Source organism: Litorilituus lipolyticus (assembly GCF_006439335.1).
Classification (GTDB): Bacteria; Pseudomonadota; Gammaproteobacteria; order Enterobacterales; family Alteromonadaceae; genus Colwellia; species Colwellia lipolytica.
In genome coordinates this window covers 203280-219357 of sequence record NZ_SAWY01000005.1, presented here as the reverse complement: position 1 = coordinate 219357, position 16078 = coordinate 203280, and the positions used below count along the sequence as shown (strand labels likewise).

Below are 16078 nucleotides of genomic sequence, written 5' to 3'. Positions count from 1 at the left end.
GAGTGAGTGCCCACACAAATTGCATGATAACTAATTGTTAAAGAATTTGTTCCGTATGGAACGCTGATTAATCGCATTCGTTAATCAGTGAACTTCGTAAGCTTTGCCCCGAAGCGGATGCGCATTGTACGCTTCCCAGTTTCGATGTCAACGTTTATTTTATAAAAAAGTGATTTATTTTTCAATTCACTTTTTAACGTTAACTGGGTTAAATGTTCCTTAATCAAATCACTTAACTTGTCAAAACAGACCTTTCATCTTCTTGATACGGCCTACTATGTATTTCCTATACAAACCTTCCTGAGTTGCCCCGTGGAAGTGGATGCGCATTCTAGAGACTTTTAGTTTAAGGTCAACCATTATTTTCACAAAAAGAACTGTTTGTTCAAAAAGCCAGCAAAAGTAGGTGAAAGCACTGCAATTACTCTACTCTTTCATCAATAATCCTTATAAATACTTTAGTTTTGCTTATAAAAATGCTTTTTAATTACGAATTGTTATTATCAAAAATATTTGATAGCTTTAATGAATTGGTATTACTGCCGCAGTCTTCTTATAATAATAAAATGCCACTACTAATAGAAAGAGCATACAAACAAGGGAACACTATGAACATCTCCATAAAAGATATACCTCATTCGCTGAAGCAAGCTTCCTTAGCTCTTGCACTTTCTTGCTTTTTGTTGCCTATCACGACTATTAATGCTAAAGAAATAGCTATATATCGATGGGTAGATAAAAACAACGTGGTACACTTTAGTCAAAACCTACCGAAAACTGACGAGTATACAGAATTGAGCACTGTATCTTCTTTTAAGGCGCTCTCTAAAGAAGAGAGAAAATTAAAAAAAGATGCTGAACAAGCAGCACAAGCTGAACAAGATCTAGCGCAATCAGAACAAAAAAGAGATGAAGCTAATAAAGAGTTGTTTGAAAAAAATTGTAAAGCAGCAAAACTTAATATTAAGATGCTTAGTTCTTTTGAAGATGTACTGGTTAGTGAAACATCAGAAGATGGTAAATCTACAAATCGAGCTCTGACTAAAGAAGAAAAAGATGAAAAACTCGAACTCAGTAAAAAGCATGTAGATCTATATTGTATTGATTAAGTTTACTAGCATAATAAACATTCCATCATAGAAAAAAGAGCCTGATTAATTTGTATTAAATCAGGCTTTTTTATTTTATACAGAATACTATCTAAAACTAAGCACTTCTCCTTCTAGCTGGAGCTTAATTATTGAGCCTTTTGTAAATTCATTTGCTAGTAGTTTCTGTGCTAATGGGTTTTCAACTTCCTGTTGTATGGCCCGCTTAAGTGGCCGTGCGCCAAAAATAGGATCAAAACCAGCTTCTGCTATTTTTCTTAACGCCTCAGGTGCGATAACCAGTGTTAGTTCTTGTTCAGCCAATCTATTTGCAAGTGATTGTAGTTGAATATCGGCAATTTTCTCTATTTGCTCACTAACTAGCGGATGAAAAACAACGGACTCATCAACCCTATTTATAAACTCAGGTTTAAAGTGATGACCTAGCTCATTCATCACACTTGCTTTCATTTGCTCATATTGGCTATCACTACCAAACCCTTGAATAATATCGGAGCCAATATTTGATGTCATAATAATAACAGTGTTTTTAAAGTCTACGGTGCGGCCTTGTCCATCAGTTAGTCGACCATCATCTAAAACTTGCAATAAAATATTGAAAACGTCGGGATGAGCCTTCTCCACTTCATCAAGTAAAATAACGGAATACGGCTTACGTCTCACGGCTTCTGTTAAGTAACCACCTTCTTCATAACCAACATAGCCTGGAGGTGCTCCAACTAGCCTAGCAACTGAGTGCTTCTCCATAAACTCAGACATATCTACACGAATTAAGGAATCTTCGCTATCAAATAAAAAGTAAGCAAGCGCTTTCGTTAACTCTGTTTTACCGACACCTGTTGGTCCAAGAAATAAAAATGAACCTATGGGCTGATTTGGATCAGATAGCCCCGCTCGAGATCGGCGTATGGCATTTGATACTGAGCCCACCGCTTCGCTTTGCCCGATAACTCGCTTATGAAGTTCTTGCTCCATATGGAGTAACTTATCTCTTTCTTGCTCGAGCATTTTAGCAACAGGGATGCCTGTTGCTCTACTTAGCACGTCGGCAATTTCAATATCGGTAACTTTATTCGCTAATAGACTCATTTCTTGCATTTCAGCTTGACTTGCAAGGTCAAGTTGCTTTTCAAGCTCGGGTAATTTTCCATACTGTAATTCCGACATGCGATTTAAATCACCAGTTCGCCTTGCTGATTCAAGCTCAATCCTTGCTTGTTCTAACTCTTCTTTAATTGCTTGTGTACCATATAAAGCTGCCTTTTCTGTAGTCCATATTTCATCAAGTTCATCATATTTTTGCTGGTTTGAAGCTATTTGTTCTGAGATTAAACTTAAACGTTTTATTGAGGCATCATCAGAGTCTTTCTCGAGTGCTTTCTGTTCAAGTTTTAATTGTATTAATTTACGCTCTAATCGATCTAAATCTTCAGGTTTAGAGTCCATTTGTAAACGAATACTTGAAGCAGCTTCATCAATTAAATCAATTGCTTTATCTGGAAGTTGTCTATCACTTATATAACGATGAGAAAGGGATGCTGCTGCAACAATTGCTGGGTCGGTTATATTTACTGAGTGATGTAATTCGTAACGCTCTTTTAACCCACGTAAAATTGCAATAGTATCTTCTACGCTTGGTTCATCGACGAGTACTTTCTGAAAGCGACGCTCTAATGCAGCATCTTTCTCAATATATTGACGGTACTCATCTAATGTGGTTGCCCCAACACAGTGTAGATCTCCGCGAGCAAGTGCCGGTTTTAGCATATTGCCTGCATCCATTGCCCCATCGGTTTTACCTGCACCAACCATAGTATGAAGTTCATCTATAAATAAGATGACTTGACCTTCTTCATGGGCTAGTTCATTCAATACCGCCTTGAGTCTTTCCTCAAATTCTCCTCGATATTTTGCACCTGCCACAAGTGCCCCCATATCTAAAGATAACACTCGTTTATTTTTTAAACCTTCTGGTACCTCATGATCAACAATACGTTGAGCCAACCCTTCAACGATTGCCGTTTTCCCAACACCAGGCTGACCGATTAACACGGGGTTATTTTTAGTTCTACGCTGTAAAACTTGTAAAGTACGTCGAATTTCATCATCTCGACCAATGACTGGGTCTAGTTTGCCTTGTTCTGCTCTTTCAGTAAGGTCAACGGTGTATTTTTGCAATGCTTGACGCACATCTTCAGCGTTTTGTTCTTCAACTTTTTGGCCACCTCGTATGTGATCAATTGCTGATTTTAACCTTTGCTCTGTCGCACCTAACGACGCTAAAATTTTGCCAAGCGCCCCTTTATCTTCAATTGCGGCTAACAAAAATATTTCAGATGAAATGAATTTATCACCCATTTTTTGGGCATGTTTATCACATAAATTAAAAATACGACCTGAGGCAGCAGATAACTGCACATCGCCGCCAGAACCTTGTACTTGAGCAAGACCATTAAGCGCTTCTTCTAACTGAGTTCTCAGTGAGCGAATATCAATTCCTGCGCTCTTAAGCAAAGGTAATATAGAGTTTCCATTTTGATTTAGTAATGCCATCATCAAATGTAACGGCTCAATGAATTGATGATCTTTGCCTAAGGCTAACGATTGTGCGTCTGCAATAGACTCTTGAAAAGATTGGGTAAAACGATCTAAACGCATAATATTTCTCCTAGCTATAGTAATGTTATATGGCTAAAAGAAATTTTTTCAATGTGTTTTATTAATAAAATTAATGAGGTTATTTTCTAGAAATAAGAGTTGCCATTCTTCCAGTTACCGATTCTCTTCGGTATGAATAGTATTTGTTTGATAATGAATAAGTACATTCTGGCAGTTGCATAATATGCGTAACGCCAAGTTGGCGTAACTGAATCTTGGCAATCTTGTGTAGATCAGCTAAGTACTTTTCATCAGAAAGTGGTTTAAAAGCACAGTGAAAATTTGTTGATTGAGTAATGAATGCAGAATATACATCAACGCCCACTTCAAAGGCCTTCTTACCAATACAAGGTCCTAACCAAGCAATAACCTCAGAATTACACGCCTGCATTTGCCTTAATGTATTATCAATAATATTTCCAGCAAGAGGACGCCAACCACCATGAATTGCAGCAATTTCATTGCCTTGTTTACAACTAAGTAAGATTGGCAAGCAATCAGCAGTCATAATAGCTAACGCGATATCTTTGTTTCGAGTGATGCAAGCATCTGCGGATATCACGTCATTAGAAACATGGTCAATTGTGACCACATCAGTTTTATGAACTTGATTCAACCATTGAATAGACAAGTTTGGGTTTACAGTTTGTTGGGCAAGGATCTCAGTTAAAGTGTTTCTATTCTTTAAAACAAGCTGCCTATCGTCATTTACATGTAGGCCAAGATTAAATGATTGAAAGTCAGTTAAAGCATCACTATTACAAGTAATATCAAGCAAAGGATGAATGCGTGATGTTTGTGCAGCCAGAACATTTTGTTCTGGCCAATTAATAAAATGAATCCCATTCATTGTCATATTTGTATCTAAAAACAATCCTTACGCATTAATATTCCTCTGCTGCATTCTTTTTATTATCTTGTTGTAGCACACTAACTAATTCAACAAAATCTTCTGGTAGCTCAGCATGCCAAGTCATTTGTTCGCCCGTTATCGGATGAAATAATGATAACATCGCTGCGTGGAGAGCTTGTCTTTTAAAGCCCCTTAATACGTCAAGCAATTCCGGGGTTGCATTTTTAGGAGGACGAGGTCTACCGCCATAAACAGGATCACCAACAAGAGGGTGAGAAATGTGAGACATATGAACACGTATTTGGTGAGTTCGCCCGGTTTCTAAGCGCAACCTTAAACGTGTATGTAACCGATACTTCTCCATTACTCTATAATGAGTCACTGACGGTCTACCAGAGAATGTAACCGCCATATGTGTTCGTTTTGTTGCATGTCGCCCAATTGGTTCATCAACAACACCACCTGCTGTCATAATACCATTTGCTACCGCTTCATATTCACGGGTTATTTCTCTTAACTGTAGAGCTTCAACCAAATTAGTTTGCGCCGCAATCGTTTTAGCAACAACCATTAAGCCTGTAGTATCTTTATCTAAACGATGCACTATACCTGCTCGAGGTACTACTTCTAATTCAGGACAATGATGTAATAATGCGTTCAGTACAGTACCGTCTGGATTACCGGCACCAGGATGTACAACAAGACCCGCAGGCTTATTGATTACTAAAATGTCATCATCTTCATAAACAATATTTAAAGGAATATCTTGTGCTTCAAAACGTATTTCAGCCTCAACCTGAGCATCAATTGTAATGATTTCGCCACCATACATCTTCTCTCTTGGGCGATCTAATACTTCGCCATTAACGGTGACACAACCAGCGAGTATCCAATCTTTTAGCCTAGAACGTGAATAATCGGGGAACATTTGCGCAAGAGTTTGGTCTAACCGCTTACCTAAACACGACTCAGGAACACTATCTTTATGTTGAATAATTTCAGACATTAAATTCTCTTTAACTTACCATTAATTGATTAGATTAACCCTTATATAACCCCATACTTCATTGCAAAGATGGTCTATCGACAATCAAATTGTCATTTGCACTGTGCAAGGCTGGAATGCTAGGTTAGAATGCATTGCTATATTTTACCCTTTTCTGTTTGGGTTTGATATTAATTTTAACGAATAACAAAGTAGTGATAACAAAGTTCATGGAAAAATTGACTATAAAAATTATATTAACCCTTCTCATTTTGTCTTTAACAGCCTGTTCTTCAATAGAAAAAGAAGAAGAAGTTGTACCTGACAAATCAGCCCAAGCTTTGTTTGTTGATGCACGTTCTGCTTTAGATAGCGGTTTATATCAAAAAGCAATTCAAATTTTAAGTGCTATCGACTCACGATTTCCATTTGGTCCAATTTCTCACCAAGTACAGTTAGATTTAATCTACGCGTATTATAAAAGCGGTGATAGTGCGCAAGGTATCGCATTGGCTGATAGATTTCTTAGGTTAAACCCGAACAACTCGAATGTTGATTATGTGTATTACATGCGCGCCTTAATTAATTTATCAACGGAAGATAATTTATTTCAAGATTTAGCAGGCATTGATAGATCAGATCGCGATCCAAGTGCTTCTCGTAGCGCTTTTGATGACTTTAAACGCATTGTAACTGAGTTTCCAAATAGCAAATATGCTGCCGATGCTCGCATGAGAATGATTGAAGTTAAATCACGATTAGCCCAATATGAGCTTGCAGTAGCTAAATTTTACTTAAAACGTGATGCTTATGCCTCTGCTGCTAATCGAGCTCGATATGTTGTTGAATACTTTTCGCCAAGTGTTGAAGTAGAGCAAGCATTAGAATTAATGATAGAGTGCTATGAAAAACTTGAATTAGACGATATGAAGAAGAATGCACTGCAAGTGTTAGCAGCAAACTATCCAAGCAACAAACTAGTTAACTAATAATAGTTGTTAGCTTTTAAAACAAAAAACGCGAAGCTAATAACTTCGCGTTTTTTAATGGTTAACTTTTAAAAACTCTATTTATAATAAAGAGTGTTTCTGGCGACAACGAAAATAAACTAACACACCACCTAGCATAATCAACCAATAAGTATTTGGTTCAGGTACAACAGTAACAACAGTAAACAAACTAGGGTCTCTCGCCCAAACGGAAATATGAGATATTGCTGTTTTGCCAAAGGTATCTTTCATATCGAAGCTACCTGACAAATTATATGGAACTGTTAAATCAATACCTCCGCCTAGTTCATTTTTAATGATATTAAAGTTAAAGTCATAAACGACAAACTCAGGGCCTGCTTTAAAAATAAAGGCTAAATGATCAAAAAAACCGTTGCCAAAAAGAGGAAATAATTTTTCGACAATATCAACATCTGGCATAATGGACCAAGTCCCCATGGAACAATTATCCCCATTGATAGAAGTATTATCAGCACAGCTAAATTGAACATTTAGGATTGTGGCAATATCAATACTGATGTCTTCTCCTTCTTCATTTTTAAGGCCCATACCGGCTGTAGCATAATCAAAACCACCTAAGCCACCATCATCCTTACCAAGGTAAACCCAGCCTGGATCGTTTACCCCATCACTTTCAATTCCACCGACACCACTGATGTCTTGTAAATCAGACAACTCAATAAAAGCTAAATTACTTCCACCATCATGCTGAGGATCAAAAACAGTATTGATAGGATTTAATGCTCCATCTGAATTACCCTTTTTCTGAGGTTGACCATTTAGTAAACCATCCTGGTATTGGCCAATGTTAACACTAGGTAAGGGTTGATCATTTCCACTAAAAAAACCTTCACAGGATGTCGCCTCCCTTCCATTACTACCGTATGATGAATTAGGAGGTGGAATAGCTGACAGATCAAGTGTTGGTCCGCCTGAAGCCAGCTGCATTGTAGTTAAAGTCACATCTGAAAATGCTTCATCACCTGCACATAATGTTGTTGCCGTTACTGATGGGCTAAAGAGCATTAACACCGTAATACATATACTTAATAAAAATCTCATCATAATCCCTCGATAAAACTCAATAAGAAAAGCAATAAATCACGCCACTTTTAGTTAGCAATAAAGCCTTAAAAATTGTTTCGGACCCTAAAATAGAGTTTGCTAGTTTGTATTAATACATAAAATAAATGCATAAATTGCACCAAAGCCAATTTTGTTAACATAATCACAAAGTTGACAATCGTTCAAAAATCAAGCCGGCCAATAATGTAAAAAAAGCTGACACAAGATCAGCTTTTCACTAAAAGAAATGAGGTTAAAAAGGAATTTTAAATAGCGTCTTGGTTCTCTTCACCAGTACGAATTCGAATAATACGTTCTACATCGGTAATAAATATTTTGCCATCACCTATTTTACCCGTTTGCGCGGTTTCTAAAATAGTTTCTACGCAACGCTCTACATCTTCAGTAGCAATAACAATTTCTAATTTAACTTTGGGTAAAAAATCCACCATGTATTCAGCACCTCGATATAACTCAGTGTGCCCCTTTTGTCGCCCAAATCCTTTGACTTCAGAAACGGTCATGCCTGTAACGCCGATCTCACCTAATGCTTCTCTAACATCATCCATTTTGAAGGGCTTAATAATTGCTTCGATTTTTTTCATGTTAAATTATCTTTTCGTGGCTAGTTAATTACTATTATTACAGCGTGTTTAAAGTATTTTAGCAATATCCAATTTTATAATAATTTTTGGTAAACTACCTAAGACTTATTATTAATCCTCTTTTGGGAATAGACATGACCTCAGCATGCACAATTGATGAACACAGCATCATCAAAGAAATGAAAGTACTTAATAAAATTGATGTTAACTTTGAAATTAAAAGACGAGTCGACTTTATCAAATCACAGTTGAAAAAGTCTGGACTCAAAAATTTGGTCTTGGGCATTAGTGGCGGTGTCGATTCATCAACTTGTGGCCGTTTAGCTCAGTTAGCAATAGATGAACTGAATGCAGAGAGTGAACAGGAAAATAACGAGCCTTATAAATTCATTGCTGTGAGATTACCATACAGTGTTCAAGCAGATGAAGACGATGCGCAACAGGCTATAAGCTTCATCAAGCCAAGCAAAGTGGTAACAACTAATGTATTAGCTGGTAGTGACGGAGTACATGCTGAAGTTTTACAAGCTCTAGATAGTGAAGGGCTTTTAACAGCCAATGAAAGTCAAATTGATTTCTCAAAAGGTAACGTTAAAGCAAGAATACGTATGGTTAGCCAATACCATATTGCTGGTATTCTAGGCGCATTAGTTATTGGTACCGATCATAGCGCAGAAAATATTACCGGATTTTTTACTAAGTGGGGTGATGGTGCGTGTGATTTAGCCCCTTTATTTGGTCTATCAAAAAGACAAGTCCGAGAGCTAGCAAGCTATTTAGGTGCACCAAGCATTTTAGTCACTAAAGCCCCTACAGCAGATTTAGAAGATTTAGAGCCTGGAAAAACAGATGAAGATGCTCTAGGGATTAGCTATGATCAACTTGATGACTTTCTTGAAGGTAAAGTCGTAGAAGATCATATTAAGCAGCATATTATCAGTATTTATTTAAAGACCCAGCATAAAAGAAAAGCGATCCCAACTATCTATGATAACTAGCACTTACAAGTAAAATAAACAGACTTGGCATAATCCATTTTATTGACTATAACTTAACTTAGGAACGTTATATTGTATAAAATGGATTTTATATGCTTAGACTTGCTCGCACTAAAAAACTTTCTCAAAACCACTTAAATAAAGGTAGCTTAATAAAAGCTAATTTCGGGGTTACTTTACTCGAATTAATAACTTCTGTTTCTATTGCTTCTATATTAACTACGGTAGCATTGCCTAGTTTAAATGAGTTTTTAGTTAAACTGCGGGTTAATAATGAAATATCTATGCTTCAAAGAAGTCTATTAACCACTAGAAACTATGCCATAAATACCGATAATAATGTCATTATGTGCCCTCTTACAAACAGCGGTGATTGCTCTACTGACTGGCAGGCAGAAATAAGTGTTTTTATCGATTTAAATAACAATAAACGATTTGATAAAAGTGATAACGAGAGAATAGTAGCGACGAAAGAAGCAATAACCTTAGGTGATAAATTAGTTTATGGCAAAGGGCGAACTAAAGTGATTTATAAACCAACTGGCCATTTATCAGGTTTAAGCAATGGGACTTTTCGCTATTGCCCAAAAGATTTTCCTACAACATTGTCTAGAGGTATTGTTGTTGCGCGTTCAGGGCGTTTTTATAGCACATCTGATATTAACAACGATATGATTGATGAAACCAGAAATAATAAAGCACTTAGTTGTGAATAACCAATTACCATTAAGGTTTTTTTAAGCTACTAGAAAGAATAAAGCGAAAGTGCTATAAAGATATATTAATAAGTAGTACCGAGCAAGGCAGCTTTCTATGCAAGCAGACAAATTAAAAAATTTAACCACAGTAACTCCCTCCCTTTCTCGTGCCGCAAAAAAGAAAACTGTTGGTTTTACCCTTATTGAGTTTATGGTAACTCTTGTTATCGCGGGTATTATTACTACCATAGCTCTACCTAACTTGGGTGAATTTATCGTTAAAATGCGAGTTGGTAATGAAGTTTCTGAAATGCAGCGATTGCTCATGACCGCACGAAATATGGCCATCAATACCGAACAAAACGTAACGGTTTGCCCAATGAATGCCAATGCATGTACAGGCGCGAACAATTGGTTAGGCAATATCGGTGTTATTGCAGCTGATGGCACAGTAATAAAGCAAAAAGAGGCAATTAGCTCTGGCGATAACCTTGTCTTTGCAGACAACAACATTACCTACAGTGCAACGGGCTTATCAAATAACAATAATATTGCGACCTTTAGTTATTGCCCTAAAGGAAAAGTCAAACTCTCGCGCGGTGTAACCATTACAATTTCAGGCAGAAGTTACTTAAGTGAAGATATTAACGGTGATGGCAGACATCAAGACAGAACAGGTGCCAATATCGATTGTAGTTAACTATCTGTTAATACTTCAAAGTTAATAAAGCTGCATCGCCTTTCACACGGCTTTAGCACCGAAGATCAGCTAATTACATTATTAGCAACAATGCGCCTCCCTCTGTATGGTCTTTCATTGTGCTTTATCAAAAGATAAAGCACAAACCTCTGTCAAAATAGCCATTCTTATATAATGACTTAGACCTTAAGAATATGGGCCCATCATGAAAAATTTAATTATTGCAGCTTTTTTATTATTACTTTGTGCTTGCTCTAGTACTAAGCAACTTCCTATTATCTCTGATCCAAAAACAGAGTTACCGAAAATAAAGCAATTATTTAAAAAAGAATTGTCAACCGTACAAGTGGGCGACTATATAAAAGAAATTAAAGAAAAGTTCCCTTCCCTATATCTTGCATCAGACTCTATGAAAAATACCGTCTATGAATTTAGCCATAAGCAAGCGTATCTCCCAAAAACAAATTTGGATAATGATAAGGTCTCTCTTAGGCAATCATCAATATCTCCTATTGAATACGAGCAAAAAATCGCTTTTTACTTTATCAATAAAAAATTAGTGCATTGGCAAGTGAAGTAATTAGCAACAGCTAAAATGCAAGTTCAAGTTCAAGTTCAAGTTCAAGTCCACTGACATTCGAAGTTGTATTTAAACTATTAGTGGTGAATTAGTGAACTTTTTTATGTACTAACATATAGAGTTCGAATCAATATCGATTATCATCATTATCCTTTTTCGGAATATGATTCATTTCAAGCAATAACATTTCACTCAATGATTGATACTCGATGAACTCCGTTTCACTAATGCAACGTTCCATTAATAATGAAGTTAAATGCGCTAAACGCGTATGCTGATCCTTTGTCATCTTTACATCCTTGTAATAGTTTTTACCTAGCGCACAATATTAATAGAAATTACTATACTTGCAAGTTAAGAATGAGTTAATTATGTAACAACATTTGCTATTCACTCACAAGCGACTTAAAGGAAAACTACATTATTTTTTAAGTTTAATGAGCACTATACGTATCAAGAGTAAGACCAATAAAAAAGCTGAACCTTGTGATAACCAATGGGGCAATACCTCATGATGCTCTCCTAACATAGGTGCTACAGTGAAGTTGTATTGCTCCACTAGTAAATCAGTTAGAAAACCAAATAAAACAGCCACACCTATTACACCTGTTAAATAAGATGCAACAGCTCTTTTTCCAAGTTCACTACCTACCACCCCGAGAGTTGCAATATTTGTTGCAGGCCCCGCCAACATAAAGACTAATACAGCACCTGGTGAGACACCTGATAGTAAAAGTCCTGCGGCAATGGGGGTTGATGCTGTGGCACAAACATACATCGGTATAGATATTAAAATCACCACAACCATAGCCAAAATACCACTGCCCCATTGACTAAAAAAGCTCACAGGAATATAAGTCTGTACTATAGCAGCGAAGACAAGCCCAATTAACAACCATTTCGCAGTATCACTTAATAACTTGGTACAGCTAAAAGCAACAGCTTCTTGTAAGCGAGACCACATTGAAAGTTTTTCATCAGCTTTGCTGCTGCAACATGATGATTGCTTTTGCGCGACTTGTTTATTCGCACAGCAGCTTGAACTCTCTTCGTTAGTTAAAACACTGTTAACCAAATCATTTGATTCTTTAGAGCAACAAGAAGACGTTACTTCTGCTACTTTCTTTTCTTTCGCGGAGCATGCTTTTACTGGCTCTGTTTGTACTGTAGGAGTTTTTGTCGTGTTTTGTGTACTACAACAAGATGCTGAATTCTCAGGTGCATTATTTGATGGGGAGGTATTTTCTATCGCTTCTTGTTTATCTTTTCCGACTAAAACACCAGCAACAATGGCACTACTTATAGCAGCAATAGGTCTAATAATAGCCATGAAAGGACCCAATAAAACATAAGAGACTGAAATAGAATCCACCCCGGTTTCAGGTGTCGAAACTAAAAAGGCTGTTGTAGCACTTTTTGAAGCTCCTGCTCTTCGTAAGCCCAATGCTGCAGGAATAACACCACATGAGCAAAGTGGCATAGGCGCACCTATAATTGCAGCTTTAATGGTGGTAAATAAACCATCATGGCCTAAGTGCTTATTCAAAAAATCTTTAGGTAAATAAACATTAATAATACCGGCAATGAGTAAGCCTAACATTAGCCAGGGAGCTGATAAAACAAAGAGTTGCCAAAAATTACTGATTAGTTGCATCAACATTCTCCAAAGCAGATAAAATAGAACAATTTGTGGCTTCCTCATCTCCCCCACAGCAAGCATTTACAAGTAACTGTAAAGAGTCTTTAAAACATGATAATTCAGCTATTTTCTGATTCACTTGTTGCAATTTATCTTCGGTAAATGACTTTACTTCTGCGCAGCTATGGCTTGCTTTATCGACTTTGATTGAAAGTAGATCATTAATTTCATTAAGACTAAAACCAACCCCTTTTGCCCTAATGATAAACTGCATAATTTGCAAAACTTCATCATTGTATAGTCTGTAGCCGTTAGCACTACGGGTTGTTGCGCTAATTAAGTTATGCTTTTCATAATAGCGTAATGTATCTGTAGAAACCGATAGCATGTTTGCTAACTCACCAATTTTATACATGTTCACTCTCTGATTACTAATGTTGCATAATAAGTAACTTCATTATGCTTACTACTTTATATAACTCTATCATAAAGCTTTGAGTACACTCCAAGGTCAATAGTTTATTTTACTTTTTAATTTTCCTCTATGCATAAAAAAACCAGCTTATTAGCTGGCTTTTTTTAGCTTTTTGCTGCAAAGAGATTAAAATTGATATTGCTCTGCTTTTGTTAACAATTTTTTACTGGTTATCTTATCGTTTGAACACGCATTGATGTCTTTTTTATTGAAAACAAATATTTTATCTTGGTAACGTCTTCCGGATTTATCACCAGCAGACTTGAGGATTATGCTTACATGTTCATCTTTAGGAACAGACTTTAAGCCATTTCCATATAAACAAAAAGTATCAACGAGGCTGTTTGATAATATTTCATAGTGCTCCTTTCTCTCTTGAGCTTGCGCAATTTTTTGCTGTTTTTGCTGTTTATTGATTTTTTTTACTTTTTCATCAAGCTTTGCTTTGCTCTTTTTAAGCTCAAGTTTTTCTTTCTCTAGTTTAGCTAACTTCTCATTTAACTTCTTTTTCTCTTTCTTATCAGCATGTTTCAACTGATACGTATAGTCTTTACTTTCTCTTGCATTATCACGAAGTTCATAAGCAATTTCTCGTTGCTCATGGCGTAATTCACGACTTTGCTCACGTTGCTCTTCAATAACCTCTACAACACGTTCAAATTCTTGCGCTTCCGACTCCATACGACTAACAACAAACTCTAGCTCACGAGCTTGGGATTCTGCATGAATAATGGCGTCATCATCAATTTCTATAACTTCATTTGGTCTGACTGACACAGGAGCAATAGGTGCAACAGGCACTGATGGCATAACAAATGACATGCTGTGACGGTTAAAACTGCGGTTAATACCTGAATCAATCGTAAATACCACACCTTGTCCGTGTAAATAAACGCTTTCAATTGAACGTAAATTCACTTGACGGCTTCCTTTCCCAACCGTAACTGATGATTTAATAATATTGTTCATCACTTCCAATTGGCGATTAATCTGCGAATAATCTTGATCGTCTGCTTGAACTGAAGCCGAAAGCATCGAGCTTGTTGCTAACACTCCAGCACAAAAACTCGCTAGCACTTTTTGCTTTTTATTCGATACTTTTATTGAGTTATATTTAAAAACTGAATTCATTCAATACTCCTTCAATGGCTTTTCTAAGCGCCTTTGATTAATAATTTTTTAGTCACTGCCAATTAAATATCAATATATTTAATTAAATATCTTCATTTAATGGCTGCTGTTTTTCTGTATTTTTACTACTTGGACTTAACGGGTATCCATCATGTTCAGTAGCTTTTAAATTTACCTTTTGAAACCCTATCTCTCGCTCAAGCTGTTGAAACTTTATTTTCTGAGCAAGTTGTTCATCCTTTCTCTGCGCATTGATAAAACTTATAAAATCAGTCATATCATCTTTGCGCTCTTCTCTTGAAGCAGTCAAAATATAGCTCGCTAATTCAAGATTATTACTCTGCTGACTTTTATAAATATCAGCGCGGTAATTAGCCAAAACCACCTGTTGCTCGGCAGCGTACTCCCGAAGCCTTAACGATACCAGCTGCTCTACTTGCGCATTAACCTCCACCGCTAATCGTTTTTCTACTTGCTCATTAACCTGTTGATGAATCATTGCCGTTAAATCAGCATCAGTCGGTGAAGCGTTACTCCAACTTAATACCAAGGCAACCATTGCTAGTGAAAAAGCGGCAGACATCGTTGGCATTTGCCACCAACGCCAAGAAAACAGACTATCTTTAGCTTCCTGCTCATGAAAGCATTGCTCAAAAGCCGCAGCTCTATTCCAGTGAGGCACTTCGCTTTCAACTTCATCATCTACTCTTTCTGAAAGCTGATTGGCAAATTGCTCTAACTCATCAACGCTCATTTTTTGATTATCAGGCATGCCCTACCTCCCCTTTATTAATATTTTTGCTAAAGTGATCAAATGAGATATTTTGCTCGTTTAATTTCACTTTGAGTTTCTCTAATCCACTATACAGTTGTGATTTAGCTGTATTAGTAGAGATACCTAACTGCTGAGCAATATCTTCAAAAGTGCACTGCTGGAAGAACTTTAACTCTACAACGAGCTTTTGTTTAATCGGCAGTGATTGCATAGCATTAACTAACTCACTCGATTGCTGTTTTGAAAATAGCTCTTGCTCTGGGCACAATGAACTCTCATCGTCTTCTTGCTCAGGCACATCATCAATGGAACTCATCGGGCGTTTACGTCGATAAAATTCTAAACATCGATAGTGAGCCACTTTAAACAACCAACCTTTAAATGGGCTATCACCTCTGAAGGTTTGCAGATTCTTAAAGACAGCAACAAACGTATCTTGCATCAAGTCCATAGCATCGGCTTGGTTATTCACCATTCTCAAGGCATAGTTGTATAAACCCTTTTCGTAGCGCTTTACTAAGGCAACCCAAGCTGATTTTTTTCCCTTAAGTGCTTGTGCAATAAGGACATCATCACTGCGTTCAAACACACATTACCCTTTTCTTTTTTTGCATAGTTTCCTGCTTAACAATATCGATTATGTAGATAATTACTTTTTAATCGTACTTGGTTCTATTTCTTTCTGCTATGTATATAAAGTAGAGCGACAAACTAAAATAGTTTGAAAAATTTTTACTTTTTTTATTTTTATTTTTTATTTTTGACTTAGAGTTAGAATGACATTTTTAAATATCTAA

Annotated in this window: 17 protein-coding genes; 6 read left to right on the top strand and 11 right to left on the bottom strand. The window is 36.6% G+C overall.

Going from position 1 to position 16078, the window contains the following annotated elements; genetic code table 11:
• Positions 1-608 precede the first annotated feature (608 nt).
• Positions 609-1109 (top strand): DUF4124 domain-containing protein, encoded by a 501-nt coding sequence (locus tag EPA86_RS03420; protein WP_140601902.1) that lies wholly within the window; start codon positions 609-611, stop codon positions 1107-1109.
• 87 nt (positions 1110-1196) lie between these two features.
• Here EPA86_RS03420 and clpB read toward each other — a convergent pair whose 3' ends face one another.
• The 3 genes from clpB to rluD all read right to left on the bottom strand — a co-directional run bounded on the left by clpB (position 1197) and on the right by rluD (position 5626).
• Complete coding sequence (gene clpB, locus EPA86_RS03415) at positions 1197-3767, bottom strand: ATP-dependent chaperone ClpB (protein ID WP_140601900.1); 2571 nt, start codon at positions 3765-3767, stop codon at positions 1197-1199.
• Between the two features lie 79 nt (positions 3768-3846).
• Positions 3847-4623: a peptidoglycan editing factor PgeF gene (pgeF, locus tag EPA86_RS03410; RefSeq protein ID WP_140601898.1), complete on the bottom strand. Its 777-nt coding sequence runs from the start codon at positions 4621-4623 to the stop codon at positions 3847-3849.
• 28 nt (positions 4624-4651) lie between these two features.
• Complete coding sequence (gene rluD / locus EPA86_RS03405) at positions 4652-5626, bottom strand: 23S rRNA pseudouridine(1911/1915/1917) synthase RluD (RefSeq protein WP_140601896.1); 975 nt, start codon at positions 5624-5626, stop codon at positions 4652-4654.
• A gap of 209 nt (positions 5627-5835) precedes the next feature.
• Here rluD and EPA86_RS03400 point away from each other — a divergent pair, with 209 nt between their 5' ends.
• Positions 5836-6594 (top strand): outer membrane protein assembly factor BamD, encoded by a 759-nt coding sequence (locus EPA86_RS03400; protein WP_140601894.1) that lies wholly within the window; start codon positions 5836-5838, stop codon positions 6592-6594.
• 81 nt (positions 6595-6675) lie between these two features.
• Here the strand turns inward: EPA86_RS03400 and EPA86_RS03395 are convergent, their stop codons facing one another.
• Together EPA86_RS03395 and glnB are read right to left on the bottom strand one after the other, a co-directional pair.
• A complete protein-coding gene (locus EPA86_RS03395; protein WP_140601892.1) occupies positions 6676-7680 on the bottom strand; it encodes a PEP-CTERM sorting domain-containing protein in 1005 nt (334 codons plus the stop codon).
• Positions 7681-7946: 266 nt separating this feature from the next.
• A complete protein-coding gene (gene glnB / locus EPA86_RS03390) occupies positions 7947-8285 on the bottom strand; it encodes a nitrogen regulatory protein P-II (protein ID WP_140601890.1) in 339 nt (112 codons plus the stop codon).
• 134 nt (positions 8286-8419) lie between these two features.
• Between glnB and nadE the strand changes: the two genes are divergently transcribed.
• The 4 genes from nadE (at position 8420) to EPA86_RS03370 (ending at position 11261) form a co-directional block, all read left to right on the top strand.
• Complete coding sequence (nadE, locus tag EPA86_RS03385; RefSeq protein WP_140601888.1) at positions 8420-9283, top strand: ammonia-dependent NAD(+) synthetase; 864 nt, start codon at positions 8420-8422, stop codon at positions 9281-9283.
• A 92-nt stretch (positions 9284-9375) separates the two neighbouring features.
• Entirely contained in the window at positions 9376-9999 is a 624-nt protein-coding gene (locus EPA86_RS03380) for a GspH/FimT family pseudopilin (RefSeq protein ID WP_140601886.1), read from the top strand.
• Positions 10000-10096: 97 nt separating this feature from the next.
• Positions 10097-10681 (top strand): GspH/FimT family pseudopilin, encoded by a 585-nt coding sequence (locus tag EPA86_RS03375; protein WP_140601884.1) that lies wholly within the window; start codon positions 10097-10099, stop codon positions 10679-10681.
• Between the two features lie 205 nt (positions 10682-10886).
• Positions 10887-11261 (top strand): hypothetical protein, encoded by a 375-nt coding sequence (locus tag EPA86_RS03370; protein WP_140601882.1) that lies wholly within the window; start codon positions 10887-10889, stop codon positions 11259-11261.
• A gap of 127 nt (positions 11262-11388) precedes the next feature.
• Here the strand turns inward: EPA86_RS03370 and EPA86_RS18185 are convergent, their stop codons facing one another.
• The 6 genes from EPA86_RS18185 to EPA86_RS03345 all read right to left on the bottom strand — a co-directional run bounded on the left by EPA86_RS18185 (position 11389) and on the right by EPA86_RS03345 (position 15870).
• On the bottom strand, positions 11389-11550 hold the full coding sequence (locus tag EPA86_RS18185) for a hypothetical protein (protein WP_170309556.1): 162 nt from the start codon (positions 11548-11550) through the stop codon (positions 11389-11391).
• Between the two features lie 132 nt (positions 11551-11682).
• Positions 11683-12915, bottom strand: a complete 1233-nt coding sequence (locus tag EPA86_RS03365) for an SO_0444 family Cu/Zn efflux transporter (protein ID WP_170309555.1) — start codon at positions 12913-12915, stop codon at positions 11683-11685.
• Positions 12899-13315 carry a Zn(2+)-responsive transcriptional regulator gene (gene zntR / locus EPA86_RS03360; RefSeq protein ID WP_140601877.1) on the bottom strand — a complete coding sequence of 139 codons (417 nt, stop codon included), beginning with the start codon at positions 13313-13315 and terminating at the stop codon, positions 12899-12901. Before zntR ends, EPA86_RS03365 begins: the two co-directional genes overlap by 17 nt.
• A 186-nt stretch (positions 13316-13501) precedes the next feature.
• Complete coding sequence (locus EPA86_RS03355; RefSeq protein ID WP_140601875.1) at positions 13502-14506, bottom strand: hypothetical protein; 1005 nt, start codon at positions 14504-14506, stop codon at positions 13502-13504.
• A gap of 82 nt (positions 14507-14588) precedes the next feature.
• Positions 14589-15278 (bottom strand): hypothetical protein, encoded by a 690-nt coding sequence (locus tag EPA86_RS03350; RefSeq protein WP_140601873.1) that lies wholly within the window; start codon positions 15276-15278, stop codon positions 14589-14591.
• The gene (locus EPA86_RS03345; RefSeq protein WP_140601871.1) at positions 15271-15870 is read right to left on the bottom strand and encodes an RNA polymerase sigma factor; all 600 of its coding nucleotides are present in this window, start codon (positions 15868-15870) and stop codon (positions 15271-15273) included. Before EPA86_RS03345 ends, EPA86_RS03350 begins: the two co-directional genes overlap by 8 nt.
• Positions 15871-16078 lie beyond the last annotated feature (208 nt).

Excerpts from the sequence above, each read along its gene's own strand:
- EPA86_RS03420 (WP_140601902.1), top strand. The coding sequence starts at position 609 with ATGAACATCTCCATAAAAGATATACCTCATTCGCTGAAGCAAGCTTCC.
- clpB (WP_140601900.1), bottom strand. The coding sequence starts at position 3,767 with ATGCGTTTAGATCGTTTTACCCAATCTTTTCAAGAGTCTATTGCAGAC.
- pgeF (WP_140601898.1), bottom strand. The coding sequence starts at position 4,623 with ATGACAATGAATGGGATTCATTTTATTAATTGGCCAGAACAAAATGTT.
- rluD (WP_140601896.1), bottom strand. The coding sequence starts at position 5,626 with ATGTCTGAAATTATTCAACATAAAGATAGTGTTCCTGAGTCGTGTTTA.
- EPA86_RS03400 (WP_140601894.1), top strand. The coding sequence starts at position 5,836 with ATGGAAAAATTGACTATAAAAATTATATTAACCCTTCTCATTTTGTCT.
- EPA86_RS03395 (WP_140601892.1), bottom strand. The coding sequence starts at position 7,680 with ATGATGAGATTTTTATTAAGTATATGTATTACGGTGTTAATGCTCTTT.
- glnB (WP_140601890.1), bottom strand. The coding sequence starts at position 8,285 with ATGAAAAAAATCGAAGCAATTATTAAGCCCTTCAAAATGGATGATGTT.
- nadE (WP_140601888.1), top strand. The coding sequence starts at position 8,420 with ATGACCTCAGCATGCACAATTGATGAACACAGCATCATCAAAGAAATG.
- EPA86_RS03380 (WP_140601886.1), top strand. The coding sequence starts at position 9,376 with ATGCTTAGACTTGCTCGCACTAAAAAACTTTCTCAAAACCACTTAAAT.
- EPA86_RS03375 (WP_140601884.1), top strand. The coding sequence starts at position 10,097 with ATGCAAGCAGACAAATTAAAAAATTTAACCACAGTAACTCCCTCCCTT.
- EPA86_RS03370 (WP_140601882.1), top strand. The coding sequence starts at position 10,887 with ATGAAAAATTTAATTATTGCAGCTTTTTTATTATTACTTTGTGCTTGC.
- EPA86_RS18185 (WP_170309556.1), bottom strand. The coding sequence starts at position 11,550 with ATGACAAAGGATCAGCATACGCGTTTAGCGCATTTAACTTCATTATTA.
- EPA86_RS03365 (WP_170309555.1), bottom strand. The coding sequence starts at position 12,915 with ATGCAACTAATCAGTAATTTTTGGCAACTCTTTGTTTTATCAGCTCCC.
- zntR (WP_140601877.1), bottom strand. The coding sequence starts at position 13,315 with ATGTATAAAATTGGTGAGTTAGCAAACATGCTATCGGTTTCTACAGAT.
- EPA86_RS03355 (WP_140601875.1), bottom strand. The coding sequence starts at position 14,506 with ATGAATTCAGTTTTTAAATATAACTCAATAAAAGTATCGAATAAAAAG.
- EPA86_RS03350 (WP_140601873.1), bottom strand. The coding sequence starts at position 15,278 with ATGCCTGATAATCAAAAAATGAGCGTTGATGAGTTAGAGCAATTTGCC.